The following is a 21,685-nucleotide window of genomic DNA, read 5'->3' on the forward strand; positions in this document are numbered from 1 at the left end:
GGGGCAGGGAGACCGCACCGGCCGCCGCGCCCAGCCGCCCCACCTCGGCCGCGCGCGGCGCCTGCCCGCCTCAGTCGTCGACTTTCAACAGGTCCTGGCGATAACCCAGGGGAATCTGGTCGTAGTCGGCGCGATAAACATAGATGCCGCCCGGCAGCGGGTGCGGATGGCGGCCGTTTGCATCGTCCGACACCGGCTTGGCTTCGCGGTCGAGTCGAGGCGGCAGTTGTTGCGCGTACAGAGCGTCCAGCATCCGCCCCAGATCCAGGCCGGCCTGATCGATCGCCTCGCGCATTCGCGCGCAATCGTTCGCGCTCCAGGCATCCGCGCGCATGCGCTTCTCGACTTCGAGCGGCCAAATGCCGGCTAGCGCCTCCTCCATGTTGCGCTCGTGCTGCCGTTGCGCCTCAAGGGCGAGCTTGCGGTCGAACCGGTCTCCGCCGCCCTGTGCATTGAGCTTGCGGATCTTCTCCGCGTTGCCGGTGGCCTGGTAACGCGCCCGCTCTTGTTCGGCCAATCGGTCGACGTCGGCCTGCGTCTTCGAGGGAACCTCCACAAGATCGGACACGACGATCAGCTCATCGCGCCAAACCGGCTCACGTTGCCAACGCGGTGCGCCTTCGGTTTGGGCATAGGCCTGGATCTGCGCGGTCGTAACTAGCGCATTCATGTCCGGCGCCAGCGAACTGCTGAGGCTCACAACTTGGCGCGGCGCGCCCTGCTCGATCGCCCTATCCACGCCACGCCCGTCGGCGAACACCGTCTCGATCGGCGTCGAAGCGCCCCAGGCGCTCCTGCGCACCGCATCGGAAACGGCCTTGGGCAAAGACGGGTCGATCCGCAAATCGCAACCGGACGCTTTGATCGGAGCGAAAGCATCCCTGGCCCAGTTGTGGAATTTCTGCCGCTCCGCGCCCGCTATCGCCAATGCCGGCAGCAATCCCCCGGCCAAGGCGGCACCCAACGCGGCAGCTCGCACGTCCGGCGCCCGCGGCCTTTCATCGGCGATAGCGCGATGGGTGAGCCCGATCTGCGGCCGTACGCGGGTATCGAGCACGACGATCTTCACCGGCAGCGAAGCGGCCAACGCCGAACGCTCTGCCGTGTAACCGGCCACATCCTCTTTGACCGCAGCCGCCGCGGGCGCAAAAGCGCACGCGAAAGCAGCCGCGGCGAACGGCAACAACCTCTTCATACGACTGACGACCCCTTCGAGCATCCCCTGAAAGCGCGGCAGTATTCCATTAGCCGACACGGTCGGACAATCGCTGAAAGCGGCCATAAAACGCACCGGCGTATCGCACGTGCTCGCGTTCGCGATCGCGGTCGGTTGGCGGATTAGTTTTGAGCGCAGTTTTTGCGCAAACGCGCCATAGCGGCGGCGGCCTCAGCCCGCCGCCGGCGCCGCCGCCGGCTTGGCCGCCATCTCCGGACTGATCTTCTCGATCGTATGCCGCAGTTCGCGGCCGAGGATGACCTTGGCGTCCTTGGCCCAGGTGTCCAGGCGCTGGTCGAAGGCCAGCTTGTTCTCGCTGTCGGGCCACACCAGGCGCAGTTCGCGCAGTTTCTGGATGAAGCCGCGGAACAGGGTCTTGTCGAAGAACTCCGGCGCGGCCGGCGCGTACAGCAGCGACAGGCGCTGCGCGGCGAGCTGGCACAGGCTTTCCAGTTCGGCCGCCGACAAGGTGCCCGGGCCGTTCTTCACCAACACCGAAATGGCGATGTAGTAGCGCTCAAACGCCTGTTGCAGCGAGTGGCCGATCGCGCGCAGGCGGAACACCTCGTCGGTCTGGCCGGCGTTGCGGGCGAGGATGCCGCCGTCGTCGTCGGCGACTTTCTCCAGCAGGCCTTCGCGGATGAACACCTCGACTGTGCGCGCCAGGCGCTGCGCGAATTCGTCCTCGCTCCACGGCAGGAACAGTTCGGCCTGCAGGAACGGATACACGCTGCGGCCCAGGCGCAGCACGCCGGCCAGGCTCATGCGCCGGTTGTGCTGGAAGCAGCAGGCGATCCACGACGCCGCGGTGAACAGGTGCAGCACGTTGTTGCGGAAGTAGCTCAGCAACACCGCCTTGTCCTCGTCCACGCCGAGCACGTCGCCGAGCGGATGGGCGATGCGTTCGAGCACGTTGATCTCTTCGCCGTGCGCCACGATTTCCTGCGGCGTGTGCGGAGTCACGGTGACGCGGTCGGAGTACGGCAGTTCCGCCAGCAGGGTCTTGCTCAGCGCGATCTGCGCGAGCAGGTCGGCCTCGCCCATCGCGTGCTTGGGCGTGGACAGCAGCGCCAGCGCCAGCAGGTTGATCGGGTTGACGTCGGCGGCGCGGTTGACGTTGACCTGGATCCGCTGCGCCAGCGCATCGACGGTGTCGGACAGCCATTGCGGCTTGTCGTCTTCCTCCAGCGGGCGGCCGTCCCACTGCGGCGCGTGCTCGGCGAGCATGTCGCCGAGCTTGATCGGCTCGCCGAAGTTCACCACCACCTGGCCGTAGTTGGAGCGCAGCACCTTGGGGATGCCCCACAGCAGCTGCCAGATCGATTCCTTTTCCTTCGGCTTGCCCGACAGCTCGTCGAGGTAGCTGTTGCCCTCCATCAGCTTCTCGTAGCCGATGTAGACCGGCTGGAACAGCACCGGCCGGGTCGGCTGGCGCAGGAAGCCGCGCACGGTCATCACGATCATGCCGCCCTTGGGCGGCAGCAGCCGGCCGGTGCGCGAGCGTCCGCCTTCGATGAAGTATTCGATCGAGTAGCCGCCGGCGACCAGCTGCGCCACGTATTCGGAGAACACCGCCGAATACAGCGCGCTGCCGCGGATGCTGCGGCGCAGGAAGAACGCGCCGCCCTTGCGCAGGATCGTGCCGACCACCGGAAGGTTGAGGTTCACGCCGGCGGCGATGTGCGGCGGCACGATGCCCTTGGTGTACAGCAGGTAGCTCAGCAGCAGGTAATCGAGATGGCTGCGGTGGCAGGGCACGTACACCACTTCGAAGCCGGGCGCTTCCTGCTTGAGCTTGTCCAGGTGATGGACCAGCACGCCGCGGTAGATGCGGTTCCACACCGGGGTGAGCAGGAAGCTGGCCGAGCGCACCACCGGATGCGAGTAGTCGGCGGCGATCTCGTAGGCCATCGCATGCGCTTTCTTCCACGCTTCGGCGACGTCGGTGCTGTCGCGGCGGGCCTGGTCGGCGATGGCTTCCTTGACCGGATCGCTGGCGAGCACGCGGTCGATCAGCATGCGCCGGGTCGACAGGTCGGGCCCGATCACCGCCGCGCGGATGCGGCGGAAGTGGGTACGCAGCACGCGCGAGAGCTTGCGCACCGTGCGCTCGGGCTCCAGCCCTTCGTCGACGATGCCGCGCAGCGACACCGGCGGCGAGAACCGCACCGTGGTGTGGCGGCCGTTGAGCGCGATCGCCAGCAGCCGGCGGAAGCGGCCGACCAGGGTCCAGTTTTCCGAGAACAGCACCGAGAACCAGCCGCTGGTGCGGTCCGGCGCGCGGCCGACGAAGATCGACACCGGCACCAGCTGCACGTCGAGCTGGCGGTCGGCGCGGTGCGCGTCGAGCAGCCGCGCCAGCGAGCCCGAGTGGGTCTTGGCCGAGGGCGGGCCGGCCGGCGCCAGGGTGCCGGCGTTGCGCCGCGACAGCGCCACGTAGGCGCGCTTGCGTCCGAGCGGATCGCCCGGCAGCGGTTGCAGCGGCGAGGGCAGGCCGCTCTCGCGGCAGGCGCGCTCCAGGATCAGCGCATTGGACAGGCCGTAGTCTTCGAGCACGTAGCAGACCGGGCGGCCGTGCCATTGCTCGGCGATGTGCTGCTGCGGGTTCTTCGGCTCGACGGTCAGCGAGACCCACGGCGCCATCAGCTGGCCGAGCAGGCGCGCCCACCACGGGCGCGGCGCGGCCGCGGCCGGGTCGGCGGCGGGTGCGGCCGCAGCGGCCGGCGGCGCGATCGGCAGTTCGGGCTGTTCTGGGTCGTGCTCGTCGGGCGGGTCGCTGGGGCCGGACGAGCCGGCGGCGGACGCCGCATGGCCGGTGCCGGCGGGCACGGACACAGCGGCGCTGTCGGCGCTGTCGGCGCTGTCGGCGCTGTCGGCGCTGTCGGCGCTGTCGGCGCTGTCGGCGCTGTCGGCGCTGTCGGCGCTGTCGGCGCTGTCGGCGCTGTCGGCGCCATTTTCCGCGGGCGCGGCGGAGCCGGCGCCGTCGGCCGCGGTGCGGACAGTTGCACTGCCGTCGGCCGCGGGACGGACGCTGTCGTCGCGTTCGGCGGCCGCCTGGCCGGGCTGCTCGGAAGGATTCGGGTCGGACGCTTGGGGCATGTTCGATGAGACTGAAGTGGCGCTGGCGCGGTCCTGCTCCGGGTCGGCGGCGCGATCGGGTCGATCCGTCGCGGCCGGCACGGCATCGCCCGAGGCGGGCGCGGCGTCGGCCGGCGCGGCGTCGGGGAAAGGCAGGGGCGTCTGTTTCGGCATTGCCGGCATTATGCCTATTCGGCCCCAGACCGGGCCCGGGACTGCGGCCCTGGGCGGGGCATACGGCGATGGGACGCTCGTGTGCCCTGGCCGGCGACGCCGGCGTCACCGCTCTGTGTGGCCGCGGCGCGGGGACGGCTGTGGCGGGAGGGGCGTGCCGGGCTGGGGGCCCGCCGTGCTTGGGATCCGCTGTGCTGGGGGGCCGCTGTGCTGGGAGAGCCTTTCTGTTGTGGGAGGGCCTTCAGGCCCGACGCTGTTCGGTCGGGTCGCCGCGAGCTGGAACAAAAGCGTCGGGCCTGAAGGCCCTCCCACAACAGCCAAGCCCCCCACAGCAGCTAAGCCCCACAGCAGCAGCTAAGCCCCACAACAGCTTGAGCCCAACAACCGCTTGAGCCCCACGACAGCTGAAGGGCCCCCGTAACAGCTGAGCCCTCGTAACAGCCGAATGGCTCTCACAACCGCTGAGCACCCACGGCAGTTAGGGCGCCCACACCGCAGCGCCACCCGCGCCGGCCGCTCAGCGCGGCTTCGGCGGCTCGCCCGTGGCCGCGGTCGGTTTGGCCGCGGGTCGGCTCGCCGGCTTGGCTTCGGCCGGGAAGGATTTGCCCGCGGCGGCAGGTTTTGCCTCGCCCGCGGCGGGTTTCGCGCCGGCGCCGGTCCGGCCGTCGACCGCGCTCGGCCGGGCCTCGGCGGGCTTGCCTTCGGGCAGCGCGCGCTCGGCGGGGCGGGCGCCGGCGGCCTTGCCGGCGGCTTCGGGCCGGACTTCGGCCGCCGCCGGCGAGGCAGCGCCCACCGGCTTGAGTCCTTCGGTCGCCGCGCCCGGCACGGCGCCGGGCGCCGCACCGGTTTGGTCCCCGGCCACCGTGGCCGGCACGGCCGGCGCAGGCGCCGCCGCCGGCTTGGCCGGCACCGCCGAAGGCGCCCGCGCCTGGACCTTGGCCAGCGCCGCCAACCGCTGCGCCATCGTCGCCGACGGCGCCGGCTTGCTCGTCGCCTCGGCTTCGGCGCGGGCATGGCGCAGCACGTCGCTGAGGTACCAGCGGCCGTCGATGCGCTCGACCAGCACATAGGCGTCGACCGGCTGCCCGGCCAGTTGATAGCGCACCCGCACCCGCGCGGTGTCGCCGGTCTGTTCGGCCAGGCTGGCGTCGACGCTGTCCAGCGCCGCGTCCAGGCCCAGGCCGTACTGGCCGAGCACCTGCTTGAGCCGTTCCGCGAACGGGCCGAGCCGGCGCAGGCTGCGGTCCATGCCGGCCTTGGCGAACCCGTCCGGGCCGGCCAACCCGGTCGCGCGCGCGGCCGAGACGAGTTGCGGAATCGCCTCGCGCGCGCGCTGCGAATCGCCCAGCGGCGCGGTCTGGGCCCAGCCGCTGAGCGCCTCGATCAACTGGGCGTGGTGGTCGCGCTCGGTCTCGCTGTAGCCCGGCTCGCTGCGCACGTACTGGCTGGCGAACAGGCCCAGGGTCTTGGCCGCGGACTGCAGTTCGGTATCGGCGCCGGCGAACTGGCGGCGGTAGGTCGCCACCAGCTTGCGCTCGGCGTCCTGCTCGGCCAGGGCCGCGATGAACGACGCGAAGCGGTCGTCCAGCGGCAGCTCGGTCAGCGGCCACACCGTGCGGCCCTGGCTCCAGGCCTGCTCCAGGCGCTGGTGCAGTTCCGGCGGCACCGCGTGGCGGGCGTAGCCGGCCAGGTCGTTGCGGCGCAGGTCGGACACCAGTTGGGTCACCGCCTGCGCCGGCAGGGTCGGCACCGTCTCGGCCGGGGCCGGATCCGGGCCGCAGCCGGCCGCCGCCAACAGGACGGCGGTCGTCAGCACGGCGGCGCCGGCGCGTCGAACGAGAGACATACGGGCGGAGGCTCTGGCGCGGAGCGCATCCGCGGACCGGCATCTTGGCCCCGGCCCCGGCGGGGCACAAGCCGCGGGCTCACGCTGGCTCACGTTTGCGACCCGAACGCACAGTTGGCGACGGCATGGGTCGAAGCGTTAAGACCCAGTGCGTCACTGCGTTTTCGTGCGCGTCCGTGCAGAAATGCGGCTGAACAGGTACGGCCCCGCGTCTTGTGAAAGGGGTCACCCGCAGCCCTGGGCCGCATGGCTAAGGTGCCCGCGCTGGCATGTTTTATGCGTTCTAAACGGGCAAAACCGGCAAACAAGCTCGCCCGACCATCGCGCCCCGCGCGCAGGAGAACGAACCATGCGTTCCGTATCGAGCCGTAGCGTCTTCGCTGCCCTGGCCCTGGCCGTCGCCGGTCCCGCGTTCGCGGCGTCCGACACCGCCAACCTCAACGTCACCATCACCATCACCAGCGTCTGCGACATCCACACCACCGCGCCGTTGCCGGTGAACTTCGGCAGCGTGTCCTCCAGCGCCACCAACGTCGACCAGCAGGGCCAGCTGACCGTCAACTGCACGCCGGGCACGGCCTACACCATCGGCCTGGACAACGGCCAGAACGGCACCGATGTGAACAGCCGCAAGATGGCCAACGGCGCCAACCTGGTGCCCTACCAGCTCTACCGCGCCGCCGCGCGCGGCCCCGGCGACGTGTGGGGCAGCACGGTCGGCGCCGGCGGCAACGTGCTGGCCGGCAGCGGCACCGGCGCGGCGGTCAACGTCCCGGTGTACGGGCGCACGCCCAGCGCCAACTTTCCCGCTGGTACTTACAATGACGTGGTGATCGCCACGATCACCTACTGACCGCCGCGGCATGGGCGGCGGCCGGTTCCGGCAGGCGGTCCGCACTTTCGCGGCCCACACTTTGGCGATCCGGCTGGCGCTGGGCGCGGCGCTGGCCGCGCCGGCCTGTCCGGCGCTCGCCGCCGGCCTGCAGGTCACCCCGACCCAGCTCACCCTCGCCCGCGACCGCCCGGCCGACGCGCTGTGGCTCAACAACACCGGGCCGGCCACGCTGCGCGCGCAGGTGCGGGTGTTCCGCTGGCTGCAGCAAGACGGCCAGGAGCGGCTGGAACCCGATCCCGGCCTGGCGGTGAGCCCGCCGATGCTGGAACTGGCGCCCGGCGCGCGCCAACTGGTGCGGGTGATCCGGCTCGGCGCGCCGCCGGCGCAGGAGACCGCGTACCGCCTGATCGTCGACGAGCTGCCGCCGGCCGACGCCGCCCAGGCCCCCGGCCTGCAGTTCGTGCTGCGCTATTCGGTGCCGGTGTTCCTCGCCCCCGCCGCGGCCGGGCCGATCGCGCCGCGGCTGCGCGCGCAACTGCAGTTCGAAGACGACCGGCCGTTCCTGGCGGTGGACAACCGCGGCGACCAGCACGCGCAACTGGCCGACCTCACCTTCGTCGATGCGCAAGGCCGGCGCCATGCCATCGCCGCCGGCCTGCTCGGCTACGCCCACGCCGGCCAACGCATGCGCTGGGCGCTGCAGGCGCCGGCCGCGCTGTTGCGCGGACCGGGCACCCTGGAAGCGAGGATCAATGGCGAACCCGACGCCCAGGCGCTGGCGCTGGACCCGCCGGCTCGCTGAAGCCATGCCGGCCGGCCTGCTCCTGGCGTCGCCGCCGGGCCATGCGGCCGAGCCGCCGGCGTTGCCGCCGCCGGCCCAGGCCGGCACGATCCAGACCGGCGCGACACAGGCCGGCACGCACCGGACCGGCATCGCCGAAGCCGGCGCGGCGCAGGCGGCGAACCTGAGCCTGTACCTGGAAGTCAGCCTCAACCAGACCGCGTTCGGCCCGCCGCAGCCGTTCGAACTGCGCGCGGGCCGGCTCTACGCCCGCGTCGCCACCCTGCGCGCGATCGGCTTCGCCCTGCCCGGCCGCGACGGCGGCGAAACGCTGGCGCCGGACGAACTGGCCGGCACCACGGTGCGCTTCGATGCCGCCCAGCAGCGCGTCGCCATCGACGCGCCGCTGTCGCTGCTGGACCTGCGCACCCAGCGCCTCAACGCACCCGGCGCCGACGTGCCGCGCGCCACCGCCTCGCCCGGCCTGCTGCTCAACTACGACCTCTACGCCAGCCGCGACGACCGCAGCGACAACGCCACGGCGTTCGTCGAAGCGCGCGCGTTCGGCCTGGGCCGCGGCGCGTTCGCCGACAGCGTGCTGAGCCAGACCGGGGTGATCCGCCACTACCGCGACGACGGCGCGCCGCGGCGCACCGATTCGATCCGGCTCGACACCAGTTGGCGCTGGTCGCGGCCGGAATCGATGTTCGCCGTCACCGTCGGCGACGTGATCAGCGGCCAGCTCGACTGGACCCGCCCGCTGCGCCTGGGCGGCGTGCGCTTCGGCCGCGATTTCGGCCTGCAGCCCTACCGCATCACCACGCCGCTGCCGACCCTGGCCGGCGAAGTCGCGGTGCCGTCGGCGGTGGACCTGTACGTCAACGGCATCCGCCAGTACAGCGGCGAGGTGCAGCCCGGGCCGTTCCAGCTCACCACCGTTCCCGGCATCACCGGCGCCGGCAGCGCGCAGCTGGTGGTCACCGACGCGTTCGGCCGCGTCCGCACCCTCGACTTCCCGTTCTACGCCGCGCAGCAACTGCTGGCCAAGGGCCTGTCGGACTGGTCGGTGAGCCTGGGCGTGGCGCGCGAGGACTACGCGCTGCGTTCGTTCGAATACGGCAGCGCGCCGTTGCTCAGCGCCGACCTGCGCTACGGCCTCAGCGACCGGCTGACCTTCCAGGCGCACGGCGAAGGCGGCGACGGCGTCGCCAACGCCGGCCTCGGCGCGGCCTGGCTGCTCGGCCGGGCCGGCGTGTTCGGCGCGTCGCTGAGCCATGGCCGCGACGGCGGCGACGCGGGCTGGCAATACACCGCCGCCTACAACTGGAGCAACGGCCGCTTCAACTTCGCCGCCGACACCCAGCGCACCCACGGCGATTACCGCGACCTCGCCTCGCGCTACGGCCTGGGCGCGCCGCGGGTCAGCGAACGCGCGGTGATCGGCTGGAGCGACGCGCGCCTGGGCAGCCTCGGCCTGAGCTACGTGCGCCTGCTCTACCGCGGCGAACCGCCGGCGCGCTACGCCGGCGCCACCTGGAGCCGCAACCTGCGCAGCCGCGCCTCGCTGAGCCTGTCCTACAACCAGAACCTGGACCGCGGCGCGGATCGCACGGTCTACCTTGGCTTCACCCTCAACCTGCAACCCGATCCGGGGCGCCCCGGCACCCAGCTCAGCGTCTCGGCGCAGCGCGCCGGCGGGCTCGACCAGGGCGGGCTCGACCAGGGCGCGATCGACCTGAGCCGCCCGGTGCCCGGCGACGGCGGCTTCGGCTGGCGCCTGCAGGCGCGCGGCGGCGACAGCGAGGAAGGCGCGCTGGCCGAAGCCGCGTGGCTGACCGAAACCGGCCGCGTCAACCTCGGCTACGCGCGCCAGGGTTCGCGCGACTACGGTTACGCCAGCGCCAGCGGCGCGCTGGTGTGGATGGGCGGCCACGCCTTCGCCGCGCGCAGCGTCAGCGACGCGTTCGCGGTGGTCTCCACCGGCGTGCCCGGGGTGCCGGTGCTGCTGGAAAACCGCCCGTTCGGCCGCACCGACGCCGACGGCATGCTGCTGGTGACGCCGCTCAACGCCTGGCAGCGCAACCGCATCGGCATCGATCCGATGGAACTGCCGGCCGACACCCGCCTGGACCGGGTCGAGGCCGACGCCACCCCGCGCGACCGCTCCGGCACCGTGGTGCGTTTCGCGATCGACACGATCCGCGCCGCGGTGCTGGCGCTGCGCGACGAAGCCGGCGCGCCGCTGGCGCTCGGCAGCGCGGTACGCGCGGGCAACGGCGAACAGGCGGTGGTCGGCTACGACGGCGAGACCTACCTGGAACAATTGCAGCCGCGCAACGAACTGCGCGTGGACACGCCCGCCGGCGCCTGCACGGTGCGCTTCGACTATCCGGCCGACGCGCGCGGCATCGCCCGGCTCGGCCCGCTGGCGTGCGTGCGCGAGGACGGGCGATGAGCGCGCGCGCCGCGATCCTGCGCTGCGCACTGGCCTTGTTCGCCGCGCTGGCCCTGGCCGCGCCCGCGCACGCGGCGACCTCGTGCACGGGGAGCATGACCAACCTCAACTTCGCCGCGACCACCGGCGCCGCCGTCGACGCCACCGCCACCCTCACCGTCACCTGCTCGACCGGCGCGCTGTCGCTGCTGGCGCGGGCCCGGGTCAACATGTGCGTGAGCATCTTCAGCGGCACCGACGGCGGCGGCACCCTGGCGCCGCGGCGCATGACCAACACCCCGGGCGACGCGATGCAGATGCAGCTCTACACCGACGGCGCGCGCAGCCAGATCTGGGGCGCGCGCGGCAACGCGACCGTGCCGAACTTCCTGCCGCTGCAGTTCGACTACGAAGTGATCGCGATCGGCGGCAGCCAAACCCTGACCGCGACCTTGTACGGCCGCATCCCCGCGCAGACCGCGCTCAACGCCGGCACCTACCGCAACCGCTTCACCGCCGCCGCCGACACCCGCATCGAATTCCAATACGCCGAAGCGCTGCTCGGCACCCCGCCGATGCCGGCCTCCTGCGTCAGCGGCGGCAGCACCGGCACGCCGTCGAGCTTTCCCTTCACCGTCAACGGCTCGGTGCCCAACACCTGCGCGCTGAGCCCCAAGCCGGTACCCGACCTGGCCTTCGGCAGCGTCCCCGGTTACGTCACCGCCAACGTCGACCGCACCACCGCGATCGGCCTGACCTGCACCGGCCGCACCGCTTGGCAACTGGGCATCGGCAACGGCCTCAACGCCAGCGGCAACATCCGCCGCATGCGCAGCGCCGGCGGCCAGTTCGTGCCCTACGAACTCTACCGCGACAGCGGCCGCAGCCAGCGCTGGGGCACGACGCTGGGTACCGATACGGTCAGCGGCACCGGCACCGGCGCGGCGCAATCGCAAACGGTGTACGGACGCGTGGCGCCGCAGACCGCGACGCCGGGGAGCTACACCGACACCGTCGTCGTCGCCGTCACCTACTGACGCCGCCGCATCGCAAACCCGCATGGCCTGCCTGTAGGAGCGGCGCACGCCGCGACCGCGCCAAATCCGTCGCGGCGAAACTCACCGGAAAACGCTGCGCGAACCGGCCCACACAAAACGCACGCGTGCGCGTGGCGAATGCTTATCCAAGGTCCGCCGCAAGCGCGGTATCGCGGTCGCGGCTCGCGCCGCCCCTACAACAGCAGCCGAAACATCAAAGCCGCATCGCAAACCGCATGGCCTACCTGTAGGAGCGGCGCAAGCCGCGACCGCGCCAAATCCGTTGCGGCGAAACCCACCGGAAAACGCCACGCGAACCGGCCGACACAACACGCACGCGTGCGCGTGGCGAGCCGACACAAAACGCACGCGTGCGCGTGGCGAATGCTTATCCAAGGTCCGCCGCAAGCGCGGTATCGCGGTCGCGACTCGCGCCGCTCCTACAAGGGGCGACGACGGCTGCGCAGAAAAGAAAAAGGAGGCGCGAGGCCTCCTTCAAATCCGGCTTGCGCCGGAGAGTACGAGTTGTGGCATGGCCCCGACCGCAGCCGGGATGCGGGCAGACTAACGCCGCGGCCAAGTTAATGCAATACCTGAAGTATTGCGATATAAACTATTGATTCATATGAATAAATAATCACATGAAGCGCTGAGACGCTTTACGGCGCCACATCCAGCGCCTTGCGCTTGGCCTCGCGCCGCGCTTCGCGCGACTGGCTGTAGTCGTTGTTGAAGGTCATCGCCTCCCACGAGCCGTAGCTCGGGTTCGGCAGCATCCACCAGCGTTCGCCGAACCAGTCGTGGTACTGCTCCAGCAGGCCGTCGCGGCCTTCGGGCGTGTTCGCCACCACCTGCACGAAGTCGCCGATCTGGTCGCCGAACTGCATCAGCACGCGGTACTGCTTGCCGGCCAGCAGGCGGCGGCAGTTCTTCTCGCTGCCGTTTTGCTCGCAACCGTCCACCACCGTGCCCAGGCCGAGGAACACCGAATCGTCGGCGACCGGCAGGCCGACGCTGCGCAGGTTGGCGAGCGTGGCCTCCTTCAAATGCACCGCGCGGTTGGACAGGTACAGGATGGTCACGCCCTTGGCCTGCGCGGCCTTGGCGAACTCGACCACGCCGGGGACCGGCTTGGCTTTTTTCTCCGCCACCCATGCGTCCCAGGTGACTTCGTCGTATTCCTTGCCGTCGCGCACCAACCGCGCCTGGTACGGCGAGTTGTCGAGCACGGTCTCGTCCACGTCCATCACCACCGCGGGCTTGAGGCCCTTGGCGGCGTTGCCGCGCTCGTCCGGCACCAGCGCATCCCAGTTGGGCTGCTTGAGCGCGACATCGAGCTTGTCGGCGGCGGCGCGGTAGATCGTCTCGGCGCTGGCGCGGTACTCGACCGAACGCTGCATCCACAGCACCGCGTTGAGGTTGTCGTCGGCGCCGGTGGGCTTGGCCGCGGCGGCCGGTGCCGCGGCGGCAGCGTCGGGCTTGGCGGCGGGCGCCGCGGGCGCGGCGGCATCGGCCGGCTGGCCCGGCTGCGGCTTGCACGCGGCCAGCGCCAGCGCGCAGGCGAGCGCGGCGACGGGAACGCGGACGAGAGAGGCGCGGATCTGCATGCGCTGGAATCCCCTGGGAAAGGCGGGGAGTGTAGGCCGCGGCGCGAAAGGGTGTCGAATGCGCCGGCGCCGGCGCGGAGGCTCCGGTCGGGGCCGGCCGCCCTGGGCGCGGCGGCGCTGCCGGCACCGGCGGCGCGCCGCGCGGCAGGTCGGGGCATGGCGAAAGGCCGATCCCCGCCGCCTGAGCAACGGCCTCGATCCAGCCAATGCCCGGTTTCGGCAAACGCTGCACGGGCCGATCCCGGCGGCCGACGGCTCTGCGCTTGCCGCGGCCCGGCTTGGCTGGTCGGCGGACGTCCGAGCGGGCGCCTTCGCCAGAGCGGCAACCGACGACGCCTCGGCCGCGACCCGCGCCGGCTACAGCGCGTCGGCGTCCGCGTCCTTGCGCCGTCGGCGCGCGCGCCGCAGCTTGAGTTCGGTGCCGTGCGTCGTGCATTCGGCGATCACCGCGTCGGCCCAGGCGCGCGTGACCAGGAAGCTGCTTCCGCTGATCTCGGCTTCGGTCGCGCGCACGTGGTGATCCAGATCGATGCGCGCCTTGGTCCGGTACCAGCCCAGTCCGAGCGAATCGTAGCGATAGTCCGGATCGGCGCAGCCGTTGCGGTTCAGCGACACCAGCAAGATCGCGCGCCGCCGCGGCCAGTACACGCGCACGAAGTCGTTGCCGTCGTCGTCCTCGCGCACCACCCGGCCGATATGCAGGGCGTTGACACCGCGCGCGCCCTGGTCGTCGACGATCTGCTGCAGCAACGAGGCCAGGCACGGCCAATCCGGATGCGCGCGCGGCTCCGACAGCGCGGCGCCGGGCGGCGCGTAGCGCTCCGCCTCGTCGGCCAACGCGACCGGCGCCGCCGCCAGACACAACGCCAGCGCAGCCACGCGCAGCCACGCGCCGCGCGGCCGCGCAATGCGGGTCCCGCGGCGCGCACCTTCACCGAACCAGGCCGTCATCGCCGCTTGCCCGCCTTGCGCGGCGCCTGCGCAATGCATTCGACCTCGACCTTGGCGCCCATCGCCAGGCCCGACGCCGCCAAGGCGCTGCGCGCCGGGAACGGCGCGCTGAAATGCTGGCGATAGACCGCGTTGAACGCCGGCCAGTCGCCGATGTCGGCCAGGAACACCGTGCACTTGACCACATCGCGCATCGACGCACCGTGGCGTTCGAGCACGGCGCGGATGTTGCTCAACGTCTGCTCGGCCTCCAGCCCGATCCCGCCCTTCGCCAACGCGTTGTCGGCGCCCGGCACGGTGCCGATCTGGCCCGACAGGAACAGCAGCTCGCCGCTGCGCACCGCTTCGGAGAACGGTAGCGCGGCCGCCGCCGGATCGGGCGAGGCGAGAAACTCGGGGCGCTCGCCGGCGCACGCGGCGGCGGCGAGGAAACACAGGCTCAAGCCAACCGCGGAAACGCACCAGTGCATGATCGTCGACCTCGTCCGTTGAAGTGGCCGGATCATCGTCCGCCGCCGCGCCGCTGGCAAGCCGCGCGGCGCCGAACGCAACGGCGGGCTCAGGCCTCGCGCCGGTACAGCCAGAAATCGCGCGGCTGCCCGCGCACCGCGCGCAGGCCCGGCTCCAAGCGCACGCGCCGGAACCCGCATTTGTCGAGCACGCGCTGGCTGGCCGCGTTGCTGTCCAGCGCATACGCCTCCACCCGCCGGTAGCCGCGCTGTTCCAGCCCCCACCGCGCCACCGCCGCGCAAGCCTCGCTGGCGATGCCTCGGCCCCAATGCGCCGGATGCAGGTTGTAGGCGATCTCGCCGCCGCGCGGCGCGTCGAGCACGGTGTGGAAGCCGACCGTTCCGACCAACTCGTCGAGGTCGTCGACGATGGCGAACAAGGCCGGCGCATCGGCGCGGAACGGATTGGACGCGGCGATCTGCGGATACAGCGTCTCGATCCCGTCCAGGCGCCAGCTGGTGTGCTCGACCGCATCGGGCAGCGACAGATAGGCGAACCACGCCGGCGCGTCGGCCATGGCCATCGGGCGCAGGTGCAGGCCGACACGGGCCAGGGCCGGCATCATCGCGGCGAGACGATCGACGAAGGAAGAGGCGGCACGATCAAGCGCGAACCGATGCATCGGGACTGGCCGCGATCATCGCAGTTTTGCCTTCGCGCGGCATCGCCGTTCGCGGCGGCCGATGCGGTGGTGCCCAAGGCGGGAGTCGAACCCGCACGGCCTTGCGGCCACCGGCGTCTGAGGCCGGCACGGTTGCCAGTTACGTCACTTGGGCGCAGCGTGTATCGATGTCGATGGTGGTGCCCGGAGCGGGACTCGAACCCGCACCGCCTTTCGGCCACGGTGTTTAAGACCGTTGCGTTTGCCGTTTCGCCATCCGGGCGGATGGATCGCGTTTGGATTCGGTTGGTGCCCAAGGCGGGAGTCGAACCCGCACGGCCTCGCGGCCACCGGCATCTGAGGCCGGCACGGTTGCCAGTTACGTCACTTGGGCGCAGCGTGTATCGATGTCGATGTCGATGGTGGTGCCCGGAGTGGGACTCGAACCCACACGGCCTTGCGGCCACCGGCTTCTGAGACCGGCGCGTTTTCCGTTTCGCCATCCGGGCGGATGGAGTTATGCGAGGTGGTGCCCGAAGCGGGACTCGAACCCGCACGGCCTTGCGGCCACAGCCATCTCAGGGCTGCACGTTTTCCATTACGTCATTCGGGCGTGGAAGGGCGATGCGGATGCAGGCGCGCGGGGTCCCGCGCCGCGCCGGCGAAGGCGCAGCGGAATCGGTGTGGCATGCGATGCCGAAAGGCGAAAACGACGAAGGCGCCTTTCGGCGCCTTCGAGTCGTACCGCTAGCGACCCCGGCTGCTCCAATCCGCAAGGGATCGGAGCGATGGGGTCAACCTAGTCGGATTCCGCTCGAACGCACGCCGGCGTCGCGACGATGCAGTCGCGCGCTCAGGCGTAGTCGGCGGTGGAAGATGATGTCCATGCGCGCAACATAGCAAAACGAAAATCGTGCAGGCAAGTGCCGCCGCGTTTTATTCGCGATGCGCGCGCAACATCGCGACTGCATCAGTCGCGCGGCACCGCCGCGATCTGCAGGGACACGCGCTTGCGTCCCTGCGCGACCCATTGCGTCCCGACCTCGCCGAATCCGAAGCGCGCGTGGAACCGGCTCGACGCTTCGTTGAACGGTTCGATGTAGAACTCCGCCGCGAGCGTGCCGACGCCGCGTTCGCGCGCGAACGCGAACACGTCGTCGTAGAGCAGGCCGCCGATCCCGCGGTTGCGGTGGCTCGCGGCCACCGCGATGCGGTCGATGTAGACAAAGCGCGGATAGCGCTGGCGATACCACAGGTAGTTCGGGCTGTCGTAGTCGGCGCGCTCGTCGAACGCGAGCAGGAACGCGATCGCGGACTGGCCGTCGTGGACGATGCGGTGGTAGACCGATTGCGCCTCCAGCGCGAGCAGGCGCGCGTGGTCCATCGGGCTCATCAGCGCTTCGGCTTCCAGGTTCAGCGCGAGCACGGCGGCGCGATCGGCGGGCGTGGCGGGACGGACGACAAGGTTCAGGCGGCGGGATCTCCGGGTGACGCAAAAAACGCGAAAGATCGCGCGGCTAGCTTCAGGTCGGCGTACCGACTTCGTCCCAATCCTGCTCGTCGAAACGCAGCAGCCAGTTCAGCGCGTAGTGGCGCTCGTAGACGACGCTGGGATGCAGGCCGATCGGCGCGGGCTTGTCGTCCAGCCGCGCCTGGCGCACCAGCCAGTGGCGGCGGTAGATCGCGTCGAGCGCGTCCAGCAGTTCCGGCAACGGACGCAGGCGCGCGCCGGCGATGGCGGCTTCGTCGGCGTGGTCGATGGCGACGCGCGCGACCCGGCCCGCATCGCAGATCGCGGTCGGCGCCGGCAGGGCGTCGCTCAGGCCCAACGCCCATTGCAGCAGCGCGGCGCTTTCGTAGCGCCAGCCCTGGTTGGCCCAGGTTTCCTCATCGGGCTTGTCGGCGGCGATGAACGCGCGCTCGGCCGGGCTCAGCGCGGCCACGCCGGGGCCGAGCTTGGCGCGGATTTCCTCGACCGACAGCGGCTGCGAGCTCAGCGATTCGGCGCGCACCGCCACCGCGCACAAGGCCAGCATGCGGCGCATCGTCTCGTCGGCCTCGCGCAGGCGCACTTCGCCGGCGCCGAGCACCGGCGGCAGGTGCGCGGGCGGCGCCGCGCCGAGCTGCTGCAGTTCGGCCTCGCTGCGGCGCTTGCGTTCGCGCGCGTCGGACGGATACGGCAGCGCGGCGTCGGCCTCCACCGGCGGTTCGCCGCGGCTGGCCAGGACGTTGCCGGCGGCGTCGCGCACGCTGCCGTCGGGCAGGAAGCACAGCACGTTGGCCGCCTCGCCCCAGGCGGCGAGCGCGTCGAAGTCGCGTTCGTCCACCTCGAACGAGAACTGGGTCTGGACCCGCTGCAGATGGCGCAGCACGCCGAAGGTGCGCGCGTCCATGCCGTCCTCGACCGTGCTCATCACGTAACCGACGAAGCCCTGCAGGTGCGGCACCAGTTCCGGATCGCTGCGGTCGCGGCGCGCGGGCGGCTGGGCCAGGAACGCGGGCGGCGGCGGCGAGGCGAGCGTGGAATAGGCGTTGATCAGCAAGGGCATGGGCGCGGCCTTCGGGGGAAGTGGCGCCAGCCTAGCGTGTTCGTGCGGCGCGGTCGCGTGCGCGGTTGCGCCTTCCGCGGAAGGGGAAGGCGGGGAGTGCGTGGCGAGCGGAGCGGAAGGCATCGGGCCTGAAGGCCCTCCCACAGCGGCCCGGCGACACTCAGCCTTCTTCCAGCAGCGCCTTGATCGCGGCGAAGCCGGCCAGCGAGCGTTCGCGCTTGCGTTCGGCGTCGGCGACCGGGTCGGCGCCGTCGCGCTGCAGTTCGCCGGGCGGCAGTTCGTCGATGAAGCGGCTCGGCTTGAGCCGGATGCGCTCGCCCCAGCGCTGGGTTTCGCGCGAGTGCGACAGGTACAGCTGCTCCTTGGCGCGGGTGATGCCGACGTACATCAGCCGGCGTTCCTCGTCCAGGCGGCCTTCGTCGAGGCTGGCGTCGTGCGGCAGGTTGCCGTCCTCGACGCCGACGATGAAGACGAAGCGGAACTCCAGGCCCTTGGCCGCGTGCAGGCTCATCAGCCGCACCTGGTTGCCGGCCTCGCCCTTGTCGGCGTGCGACAGCAGCGCCAGCTGCGCGGCCAGTTCGCCGGGGCCGGAGCCGCGGCCGCCGTCGAACCAGCCCGACAGTTCGGCCAGGTTTTCCTTGCGCCGCTGGTAGCTGGCCTCGTCCTTGCACTGGGCGCGGATCGAGGCGAGCAGGCCGCTGCGCTCGGCCAGCACCCCGACCAGTTCGCCGGGGCTGATGCGCTGGGCCTCCTCGCGCAGGAAGCGCACGATGTTGACGAAGCCGTCGAGCGCGTTGCCGGCGCGCGGGGTGAGTTGCTTGATCGCGTGGATCGACTCGGCCATGCGCGACATCGGCAGCTGCGCATGGCGCGCCATCTCCGCCAGCTTGGCCAGCGAGGTCGCGCCGACCTCGCGCTTGGGCGCGGTGACCGCGCGCAGGAACGCCGCGTCGTCGTCGGGATTGGCCACCAGCCGCAGCCACGCCAGCGCGTCCTTGACCTCGCCGCGCTCCAGGAACGCGGTGCCGCCGCTCAAGTGGTACGGCACGCGCAGCAGCTGCAGCGCCTTCTCCAGCGCGCGGCTCTGGTGGTTGCCGCGGAACAGGATGCAGAAGTCGCTCCACGGCGCGTTGTGCTTCTGCTGCTGGAAGTGGATCTCGGCGGCGACCTTCTCGGCCTCGTGCGCGCTGTCGCGGCATTCCCACACCCGGATGCGCTCGCCGTCGGCCTGGTCGCTCCACAGGGTCTTGGGGTGCTCGTGCGGGTTGTGCGCGATCAGCGCGTTGGCCGCGCGCAGCACGCGGTTGCTGCAGCGGTAGTTCTGTTCGAGCTTGACGATCTCCAGGGTCGGATAGTCCTTGCCCAGCTCCAGCAGGTTGTCCGGATTGGCGCCGCGCCAAGCATAAATCGACTGGTCGTCGTCGCCCACGCAGGTGAACAGTCCGGCCGGCCCGGCCAGTGCCTTGAGCAGTCGGTACTGGGCGTCGTTGGTGTCCTGGCACTCGTCCACCAGCAGGTAGCCGATGCGCTCGCGCCAGGCCAGCTGCGCGTCGCGGTCGGCTTCCAGCAGTTGCACCGGCAACCGGATCAGGTCGTCGAAATCGACCGCGTTGAAGGTGGTCAGGCGCTTTTGGTACAGCTCGTACACGGTCGCCGCCTCGATCTCGCGCGGGCTGCGCGATTCGGCCATCGCCTGCTCCGGCGACAGGCCCGCGTTCTTGGCCCGCGAGATCAGGTTGCGCATGTCGTCGAGCACGTCCGGCTTGGTCCCGGCCGGCAGCAGGTCCTTGATCTGGGCGTTGCTGTCGTCGCTGTCGAACACGCTGAAGCCGCGGCGCAGGCCGAGCTTGGCGTGCTCGATCTGCAGGAACTTCAGGCCCAGCGCGTGGAAGGTGCAGATGGTCAGCCCGTCGGCCGCGTCGCCGCGGATGCGCTTGGCCACGCGCTCGCGCATTTCCTTGGCCGACTTGTTGGTGAAGGTGATCGCGGCGATGCGCTTGGCCGGCATCCGGCCGGAAGCGATCAGGTGGGCGATCTTCTCCACGATCACGCGGGTCTTGCCGCTGCCCGCGCCGGCGAGCACGAGCAGGGGGCCGTCGGTGTTCAGGACGGCGGCGCGCTGGGGAGGATTGAGACCGTGCATGGGACGCCGGATCGCCGGCGGGGGCCGGGCTGGCCGGATAGTCTACCCGCCGCCGGCAGCGGTCGCGGCTCGGCCATCGGCGCGCTGCCGCTTGAGACGCCGCCGGCACTGGGCGCGGCTCGCATCGACGCGCGCCGCGGCCGGCCTCGGCGCCGCGGCGCAATCAACGCGCGAGCGCCGCCGCGTCGGCATCGCGCGGCCCGGAGCGCGCCGGCCCGCCCCGTCAAGTCTGTAGCCGCGCCGCCGCGCGCCCTACACTGCGCGCATGGCCAAGCTCTATTTCTATTATTCGGCGATGAACGCCGGCAAGACCACGACGCTGCTGCAGTCGGCGCACAACTACCGCGAGCGCGGCATGCGCACCGCGATCCTGACCCCGCACCTGGACGATCGCGCCGGCGCCGGCGTGGTCGCCTCGCGCATCGGCCTGCGCGCCGAGGGCGTGGCGTTCGAGCGCGACCAGGACCTGGAGGCGCTGATCCGCGCCGACATCGCCGCGCACGGCGCGCTGCACTGCGTGCTGGTCGACGAGTCGCAGTTCCTCAGCCGCGCCCAGGTCTGGCAGCTCAGCGAGGTAGTCGACGCGCTGCGCATCCCGGTGCTGTGCTACGGCCTGCGCACCGATTTCCGCGGCGAACTGTTCGAGGGCAGCCAGTACCTGCTGGCCTGGGCGGACGAACTCAGCGAGATCAAGACCATCTGCCACAGCGGCAAAAAGGCGACCATGAACGTACGCGTGGACGCGGCCGGCCGCGCCGTGCTCGACGGCCCGCAGGTGGAGATCGGCGGCAACGACCGCTACATCTCGGTTTCGCGCAAGGAATACAAGAAGGTGATGCGCGGGGAAGGCACGATCGAGCCGCTGCAGCAGCCGTTACCGCTGTCGAACTGATCCCGGTCGCGCGGTTGCGGCAAGGCCTTCTGTGGGAGGGCCTTCAGGCCCAATGCCGTTCGGTCAGGTCATCGCGATTTGCGGCAAGAGCGTCGGGCCTGAAGGCCCTCCCACGACCGCCGCGCCCGGAAGCGTCACCACGGTTGCGCCAGCGCGGCGCGCAGGAACTCGTCGAGTTCCTCGCCGCGGCCGCGGCCCGGCATCAGTTGCGGCGGCTGCGCCTGCATCCGCTCCAGTTCGGCGGCGAGAAAATCGCTCAGCGCCGGCACCCGCGGCCCCGCCTCGACCTCGGCGCTGCGTCGCTTGCGCGCGAGCAGGTCCTCGATCGCCGCGCGCACCGGGCCGTCGGGCAACAAACGCTCCAGCAACGACTCGAACGCCATCGGCGGCGCGGCGTCCTCGCGCTCGATCCATTGGCAGGCCAGCACCGGGCGCAGCACGTACAGATATTTCTTGGTGCGGATGCTGTCGCCGCCCAGGTGCGCGTTGAAGGTGCCGCGGGCCAGGCTCAGATAGTGGTGCCACGCCGCGACCGGCGAGTAGAACCGCTCGGCCAGGCCGTGCAGGCCGGCGGCCAGGGCGTCGTCGCGGCGATACACGATCGGCGAGCGCAGCCACTCCAGCAGCGTCGGATTGGACTTGGACACCAGCCGCAGCGCCTTGCGCAAGTCCCAGCCGGCGACGTCCAGATCGGCCTCGATCGGCAGTTCGATCACGTCGCGCTGCGGCTCGCCCGGGCCGGTGCGCTCGTCGACGGTCAGGTACCACGGCTGACGGTGCACGTAGACGAAGCGCGCGTCGTAATCGCTGTCGGGCGAGGAAAAGCCCCAGCCGCGGCTGCCCGATTCGCAGGCGTAGATCACCCGCACGTCGTGCTCGCGCTCGATCGCGGCCAGCGCGTCGAGCACGGCGCGGCGCTTGTCCTCGGCGATGGGGTGGATCTCGTGCAGGCGGTCGGGTTCGGTCATGGCGGCGCGAACGGCAGCGGGAACGGCCGGCCAGTGTAGCCGCGGCGCGGCTTCATCCTCGCC

At 71.2% G+C, this 21,685-nt stretch carries 18 protein-coding genes, 5 tRNA genes and 1 pseudogene; 7 read left to right on the forward strand and 17 right to left on the reverse strand.

Annotated features, from left to right (window positions below; genetic code table 11):
- Positions 1 to 70: 70 nt before the first annotated feature.
- From JHW41_RS24880 to JHW41_RS27700, 3 genes are all read right to left on the reverse strand, one after another.
- Positions 71 to 1,282, reverse strand: a complete 1,212-nt coding sequence (locus JHW41_RS24880; protein WP_250448233.1) for a hypothetical protein — start codon at positions 1,280 to 1,282, stop codon at positions 71 to 73.
- A 105-nt stretch (positions 1,283 to 1,387) separates the two neighbouring features.
- Positions 1,388 to 4,315, reverse strand: coding sequence for a glycerol-3-phosphate 1-O-acyltransferase PlsB (gene plsB / locus JHW41_RS24885; RefSeq protein ID WP_250448235.1), 2,928 nt, complete (start codon positions 4,313 to 4,315; stop codon positions 1,388 to 1,390).
- Between the two features lie 258 nt (positions 4,316 to 4,573).
- On the reverse strand, positions 4,574 to 4,753 hold the full coding sequence (locus tag JHW41_RS27700; RefSeq protein ID WP_428995432.1) for a DUF6053 domain-containing protein: 180 nt from the start codon (positions 4,751 to 4,753) through the stop codon (positions 4,574 to 4,576).
- On the opposite strand from JHW41_RS27700, the gene JHW41_RS27705 reads away from it, so the two are divergent.
- The gene (locus tag JHW41_RS27705; protein WP_428995433.1) at positions 4,698 to 4,826 is read left to right on the forward strand and encodes a DUF6053 domain-containing protein; all 129 of its coding nucleotides are present in this window, start codon (positions 4,698 to 4,700) and stop codon (positions 4,824 to 4,826) included. The two genes, JHW41_RS27700 and JHW41_RS27705, sit on opposite strands and share 56 nt — an antisense overlap.
- Before the next feature lie 159 nt (positions 4,827 to 4,985).
- Here the strand turns inward: JHW41_RS27705 and JHW41_RS24890 are convergent, their stop codons facing one another.
- The gene (locus tag JHW41_RS24890; protein WP_250448237.1) at positions 4,986 to 6,284 is read right to left on the reverse strand and encodes a hypothetical protein; all 1,299 of its coding nucleotides are present in this window, start codon (positions 6,282 to 6,284) and stop codon (positions 4,986 to 4,988) included.
- Positions 6,285 to 6,663: 379 nt separating this feature from the next.
- Here JHW41_RS24890 and JHW41_RS24895 point away from each other — a divergent pair, with 379 nt between their 5' ends.
- From JHW41_RS24895 to JHW41_RS24910, 4 genes are all read left to right on the forward strand, one after another.
- The gene (locus tag JHW41_RS24895) at positions 6,664 to 7,167 is read left to right on the forward strand and encodes a Csu type fimbrial protein (RefSeq protein WP_250448239.1); all 504 of its coding nucleotides are present in this window, start codon (positions 6,664 to 6,666) and stop codon (positions 7,165 to 7,167) included.
- A gap of 61 nt (positions 7,168 to 7,228) precedes the next feature.
- Positions 7,229 to 7,951 carry a fimbrial biogenesis chaperone gene (locus tag JHW41_RS24900; protein WP_250448241.1) on the forward strand — a complete coding sequence of 241 codons (723 nt, stop codon included), beginning with the start codon at positions 7,229 to 7,231 and terminating at the stop codon, positions 7,949 to 7,951.
- Entirely contained in the window at positions 7,902 to 10,385 is a 2,484-nt protein-coding gene (locus tag JHW41_RS24905) for a fimbria/pilus outer membrane usher protein (RefSeq protein WP_250448243.1), read from the forward strand. Before JHW41_RS24900 ends, JHW41_RS24905 begins: the two co-directional genes overlap by 50 nt.
- The gene (locus tag JHW41_RS24910; protein ID WP_250448245.1) at positions 10,382 to 11,401 is read left to right on the forward strand and encodes a Csu type fimbrial protein; all 1,020 of its coding nucleotides are present in this window, start codon (positions 10,382 to 10,384) and stop codon (positions 11,399 to 11,401) included. Before JHW41_RS24905 ends, JHW41_RS24910 begins: the two co-directional genes overlap by 4 nt.
- A 659-nt stretch (positions 11,402 to 12,060) precedes the next feature.
- Here the strand turns inward: JHW41_RS24910 and JHW41_RS24915 are convergent.
- The 12 genes from JHW41_RS24915 to JHW41_RS24970 form a co-directional block, all read right to left on the reverse strand.
- Positions 12,061 to 13,008 carry a 5'-nucleotidase, lipoprotein e(P4) family gene (locus JHW41_RS24915; RefSeq protein WP_078996233.1) on the reverse strand — a complete coding sequence of 316 codons (948 nt, stop codon included), beginning with the start codon at positions 13,006 to 13,008 and terminating at the stop codon, positions 12,061 to 12,063.
- Between the two features lie 357 nt (positions 13,009 to 13,365).
- Entirely contained in the window at positions 13,366 to 13,959 is a 594-nt protein-coding gene (locus JHW41_RS24920) for a hypothetical protein (protein ID WP_250448247.1), read from the reverse strand.
- Positions 13,956 to 14,402 carry a RidA family protein gene (locus JHW41_RS24925; RefSeq protein ID WP_250448249.1) on the reverse strand — a complete coding sequence of 149 codons (447 nt, stop codon included), beginning with the start codon at positions 14,400 to 14,402 and terminating at the stop codon, positions 13,956 to 13,958. The genes JHW41_RS24920 and JHW41_RS24925 overlap by 4 nt, the downstream gene beginning before the upstream one ends.
- Positions 14,403 to 14,518: 116 nt before the next feature.
- Entirely contained in the window at positions 14,519 to 15,034 is a 516-nt protein-coding gene (locus JHW41_RS24930; RefSeq protein WP_250448252.1) for a GNAT family N-acetyltransferase, read from the reverse strand.
- Between the two features lie 124 nt (positions 15,035 to 15,158).
- Positions 15,159 to 15,245: transfer RNA gene (locus JHW41_RS24935), tRNA-Leu, on the reverse strand.
- A gap of 23 nt (positions 15,246 to 15,268) precedes the next feature.
- A tRNA-Leu gene (locus tag JHW41_RS24940) sits at positions 15,269 to 15,353 on the reverse strand.
- Between the two features lie 24 nt (positions 15,354 to 15,377).
- A tRNA-Leu gene (locus tag JHW41_RS24945) sits at positions 15,378 to 15,464 on the reverse strand.
- 29 nt (positions 15,465 to 15,493) lie between these two features.
- Positions 15,494 to 15,579 (reverse strand) — tRNA-Leu (locus JHW41_RS24950).
- Between the two features lie 18 nt (positions 15,580 to 15,597).
- A tRNA-Leu gene (locus JHW41_RS24955) sits at positions 15,598 to 15,683 on the reverse strand.
- 357 nt (positions 15,684 to 16,040) lie between these two features.
- Entirely contained in the window at positions 16,041 to 16,496 is a 456-nt protein-coding gene (locus JHW41_RS24960; RefSeq protein ID WP_250448253.1) for a GNAT family N-acetyltransferase, read from the reverse strand.
- A 97-nt stretch (positions 16,497 to 16,593) separates the two neighbouring features.
- Positions 16,594 to 17,619, reverse strand: a complete 1,026-nt coding sequence (locus JHW41_RS24965) for a DUF4272 domain-containing protein (RefSeq protein ID WP_250448255.1) — start codon at positions 17,617 to 17,619, stop codon at positions 16,594 to 16,596.
- Between the two features lie 160 nt (positions 17,620 to 17,779).
- Entirely contained in the window at positions 17,780 to 19,762 is a 1,983-nt protein-coding gene (locus JHW41_RS24970) for a UvrD-helicase domain-containing protein (RefSeq protein WP_250448257.1), read from the reverse strand.
- A gap of 265 nt (positions 19,763 to 20,027) precedes the next feature.
- Between JHW41_RS24970 and JHW41_RS24975 the strand changes: the two genes are divergently transcribed.
- Positions 20,028 to 20,654 (forward strand): thymidine kinase, encoded by a 627-nt coding sequence (locus JHW41_RS24975; RefSeq protein WP_057945788.1) that lies wholly within the window; start codon positions 20,028 to 20,030, stop codon positions 20,652 to 20,654.
- Between the two features lie 31 nt (positions 20,655 to 20,685).
- Positions 20,686 to 20,769, forward strand: a pseudogene (locus JHW41_RS27710) (DUF6053 domain-containing protein); the annotation flags it as partial.
- Positions 20,770 to 20,788: 19 nt separating this feature from the next.
- Here JHW41_RS27710 and JHW41_RS24980 read toward each other — a convergent pair.
- A complete protein-coding gene (locus tag JHW41_RS24980) occupies positions 20,789 to 21,604 on the reverse strand; it encodes a nucleotidyltransferase domain-containing protein (RefSeq protein ID WP_250451279.1) in 816 nt (271 codons plus the stop codon).
- Positions 21,605 to 21,685: the final 81 nt, after the last annotated feature.

Origin of the sequence: Lysobacter enzymogenes (assembly GCF_023617245.1) — a bacterium.
In the GTDB taxonomy this organism is placed as follows: domain Bacteria; phylum Pseudomonadota; class Gammaproteobacteria; order Xanthomonadales; family Xanthomonadaceae; genus Lysobacter; species Lysobacter yananisis.

Bases quoted from the DNA above. Each gene is read 5' to 3' on its own strand.
- plsB (WP_250448235.1), bottom strand. From the start codon at position 4,315: ATGCCCCAAGCGTCCGACCCGAATCCTTCCGAGCAGCCCGGCCAGGCG.
- JHW41_RS24970 (WP_250448257.1), bottom strand. From the start codon at position 19,762: ATGCACGGTCTCAATCCTCCCCAGCGCGCCGCCGTCCTGAACACCGAC.
- JHW41_RS24965 (WP_250448255.1), bottom strand. From the start codon at position 17,619: ATGCCCTTGCTGATCAACGCCTATTCCACGCTCGCCTCGCCGCCGCCG.
- JHW41_RS24895 (WP_250448239.1), top strand. From the start codon at position 6,664: ATGCGTTCCGTATCGAGCCGTAGCGTCTTCGCTGCCCTGGCCCTGGCC.
- JHW41_RS24915 (WP_078996233.1), bottom strand. From the start codon at position 13,008: ATGCAGATCCGCGCCTCTCTCGTCCGCGTTCCCGTCGCCGCGCTCGCC.
- JHW41_RS24880 (WP_250448233.1), bottom strand. From the start codon at position 1,282: ATGGCCGCTTTCAGCGATTGTCCGACCGTGTCGGCTAATGGAATACTG.
- JHW41_RS24975 (WP_057945788.1), top strand. From the start codon at position 20,028: ATGGCCAAGCTCTATTTCTATTATTCGGCGATGAACGCCGGCAAGACC.
- JHW41_RS24930 (WP_250448252.1), bottom strand. From the start codon at position 15,034: ATGATGCCGGCCCTGGCCCGTGTCGGCCTGCACCTGCGCCCGATGGCC.
- JHW41_RS24905 (WP_250448243.1), top strand. From the start codon at position 7,902: ATGGCGAACCCGACGCCCAGGCGCTGGCGCTGGACCCGCCGGCTCGCT.
- JHW41_RS24920 (WP_250448247.1), bottom strand. From the start codon at position 13,959: ATGACGGCCTGGTTCGGTGAAGGTGCGCGCCGCGGGACCCGCATTGCG.
- JHW41_RS24910 (WP_250448245.1), top strand. From the start codon at position 10,382: ATGAGCGCGCGCGCCGCGATCCTGCGCTGCGCACTGGCCTTGTTCGCC.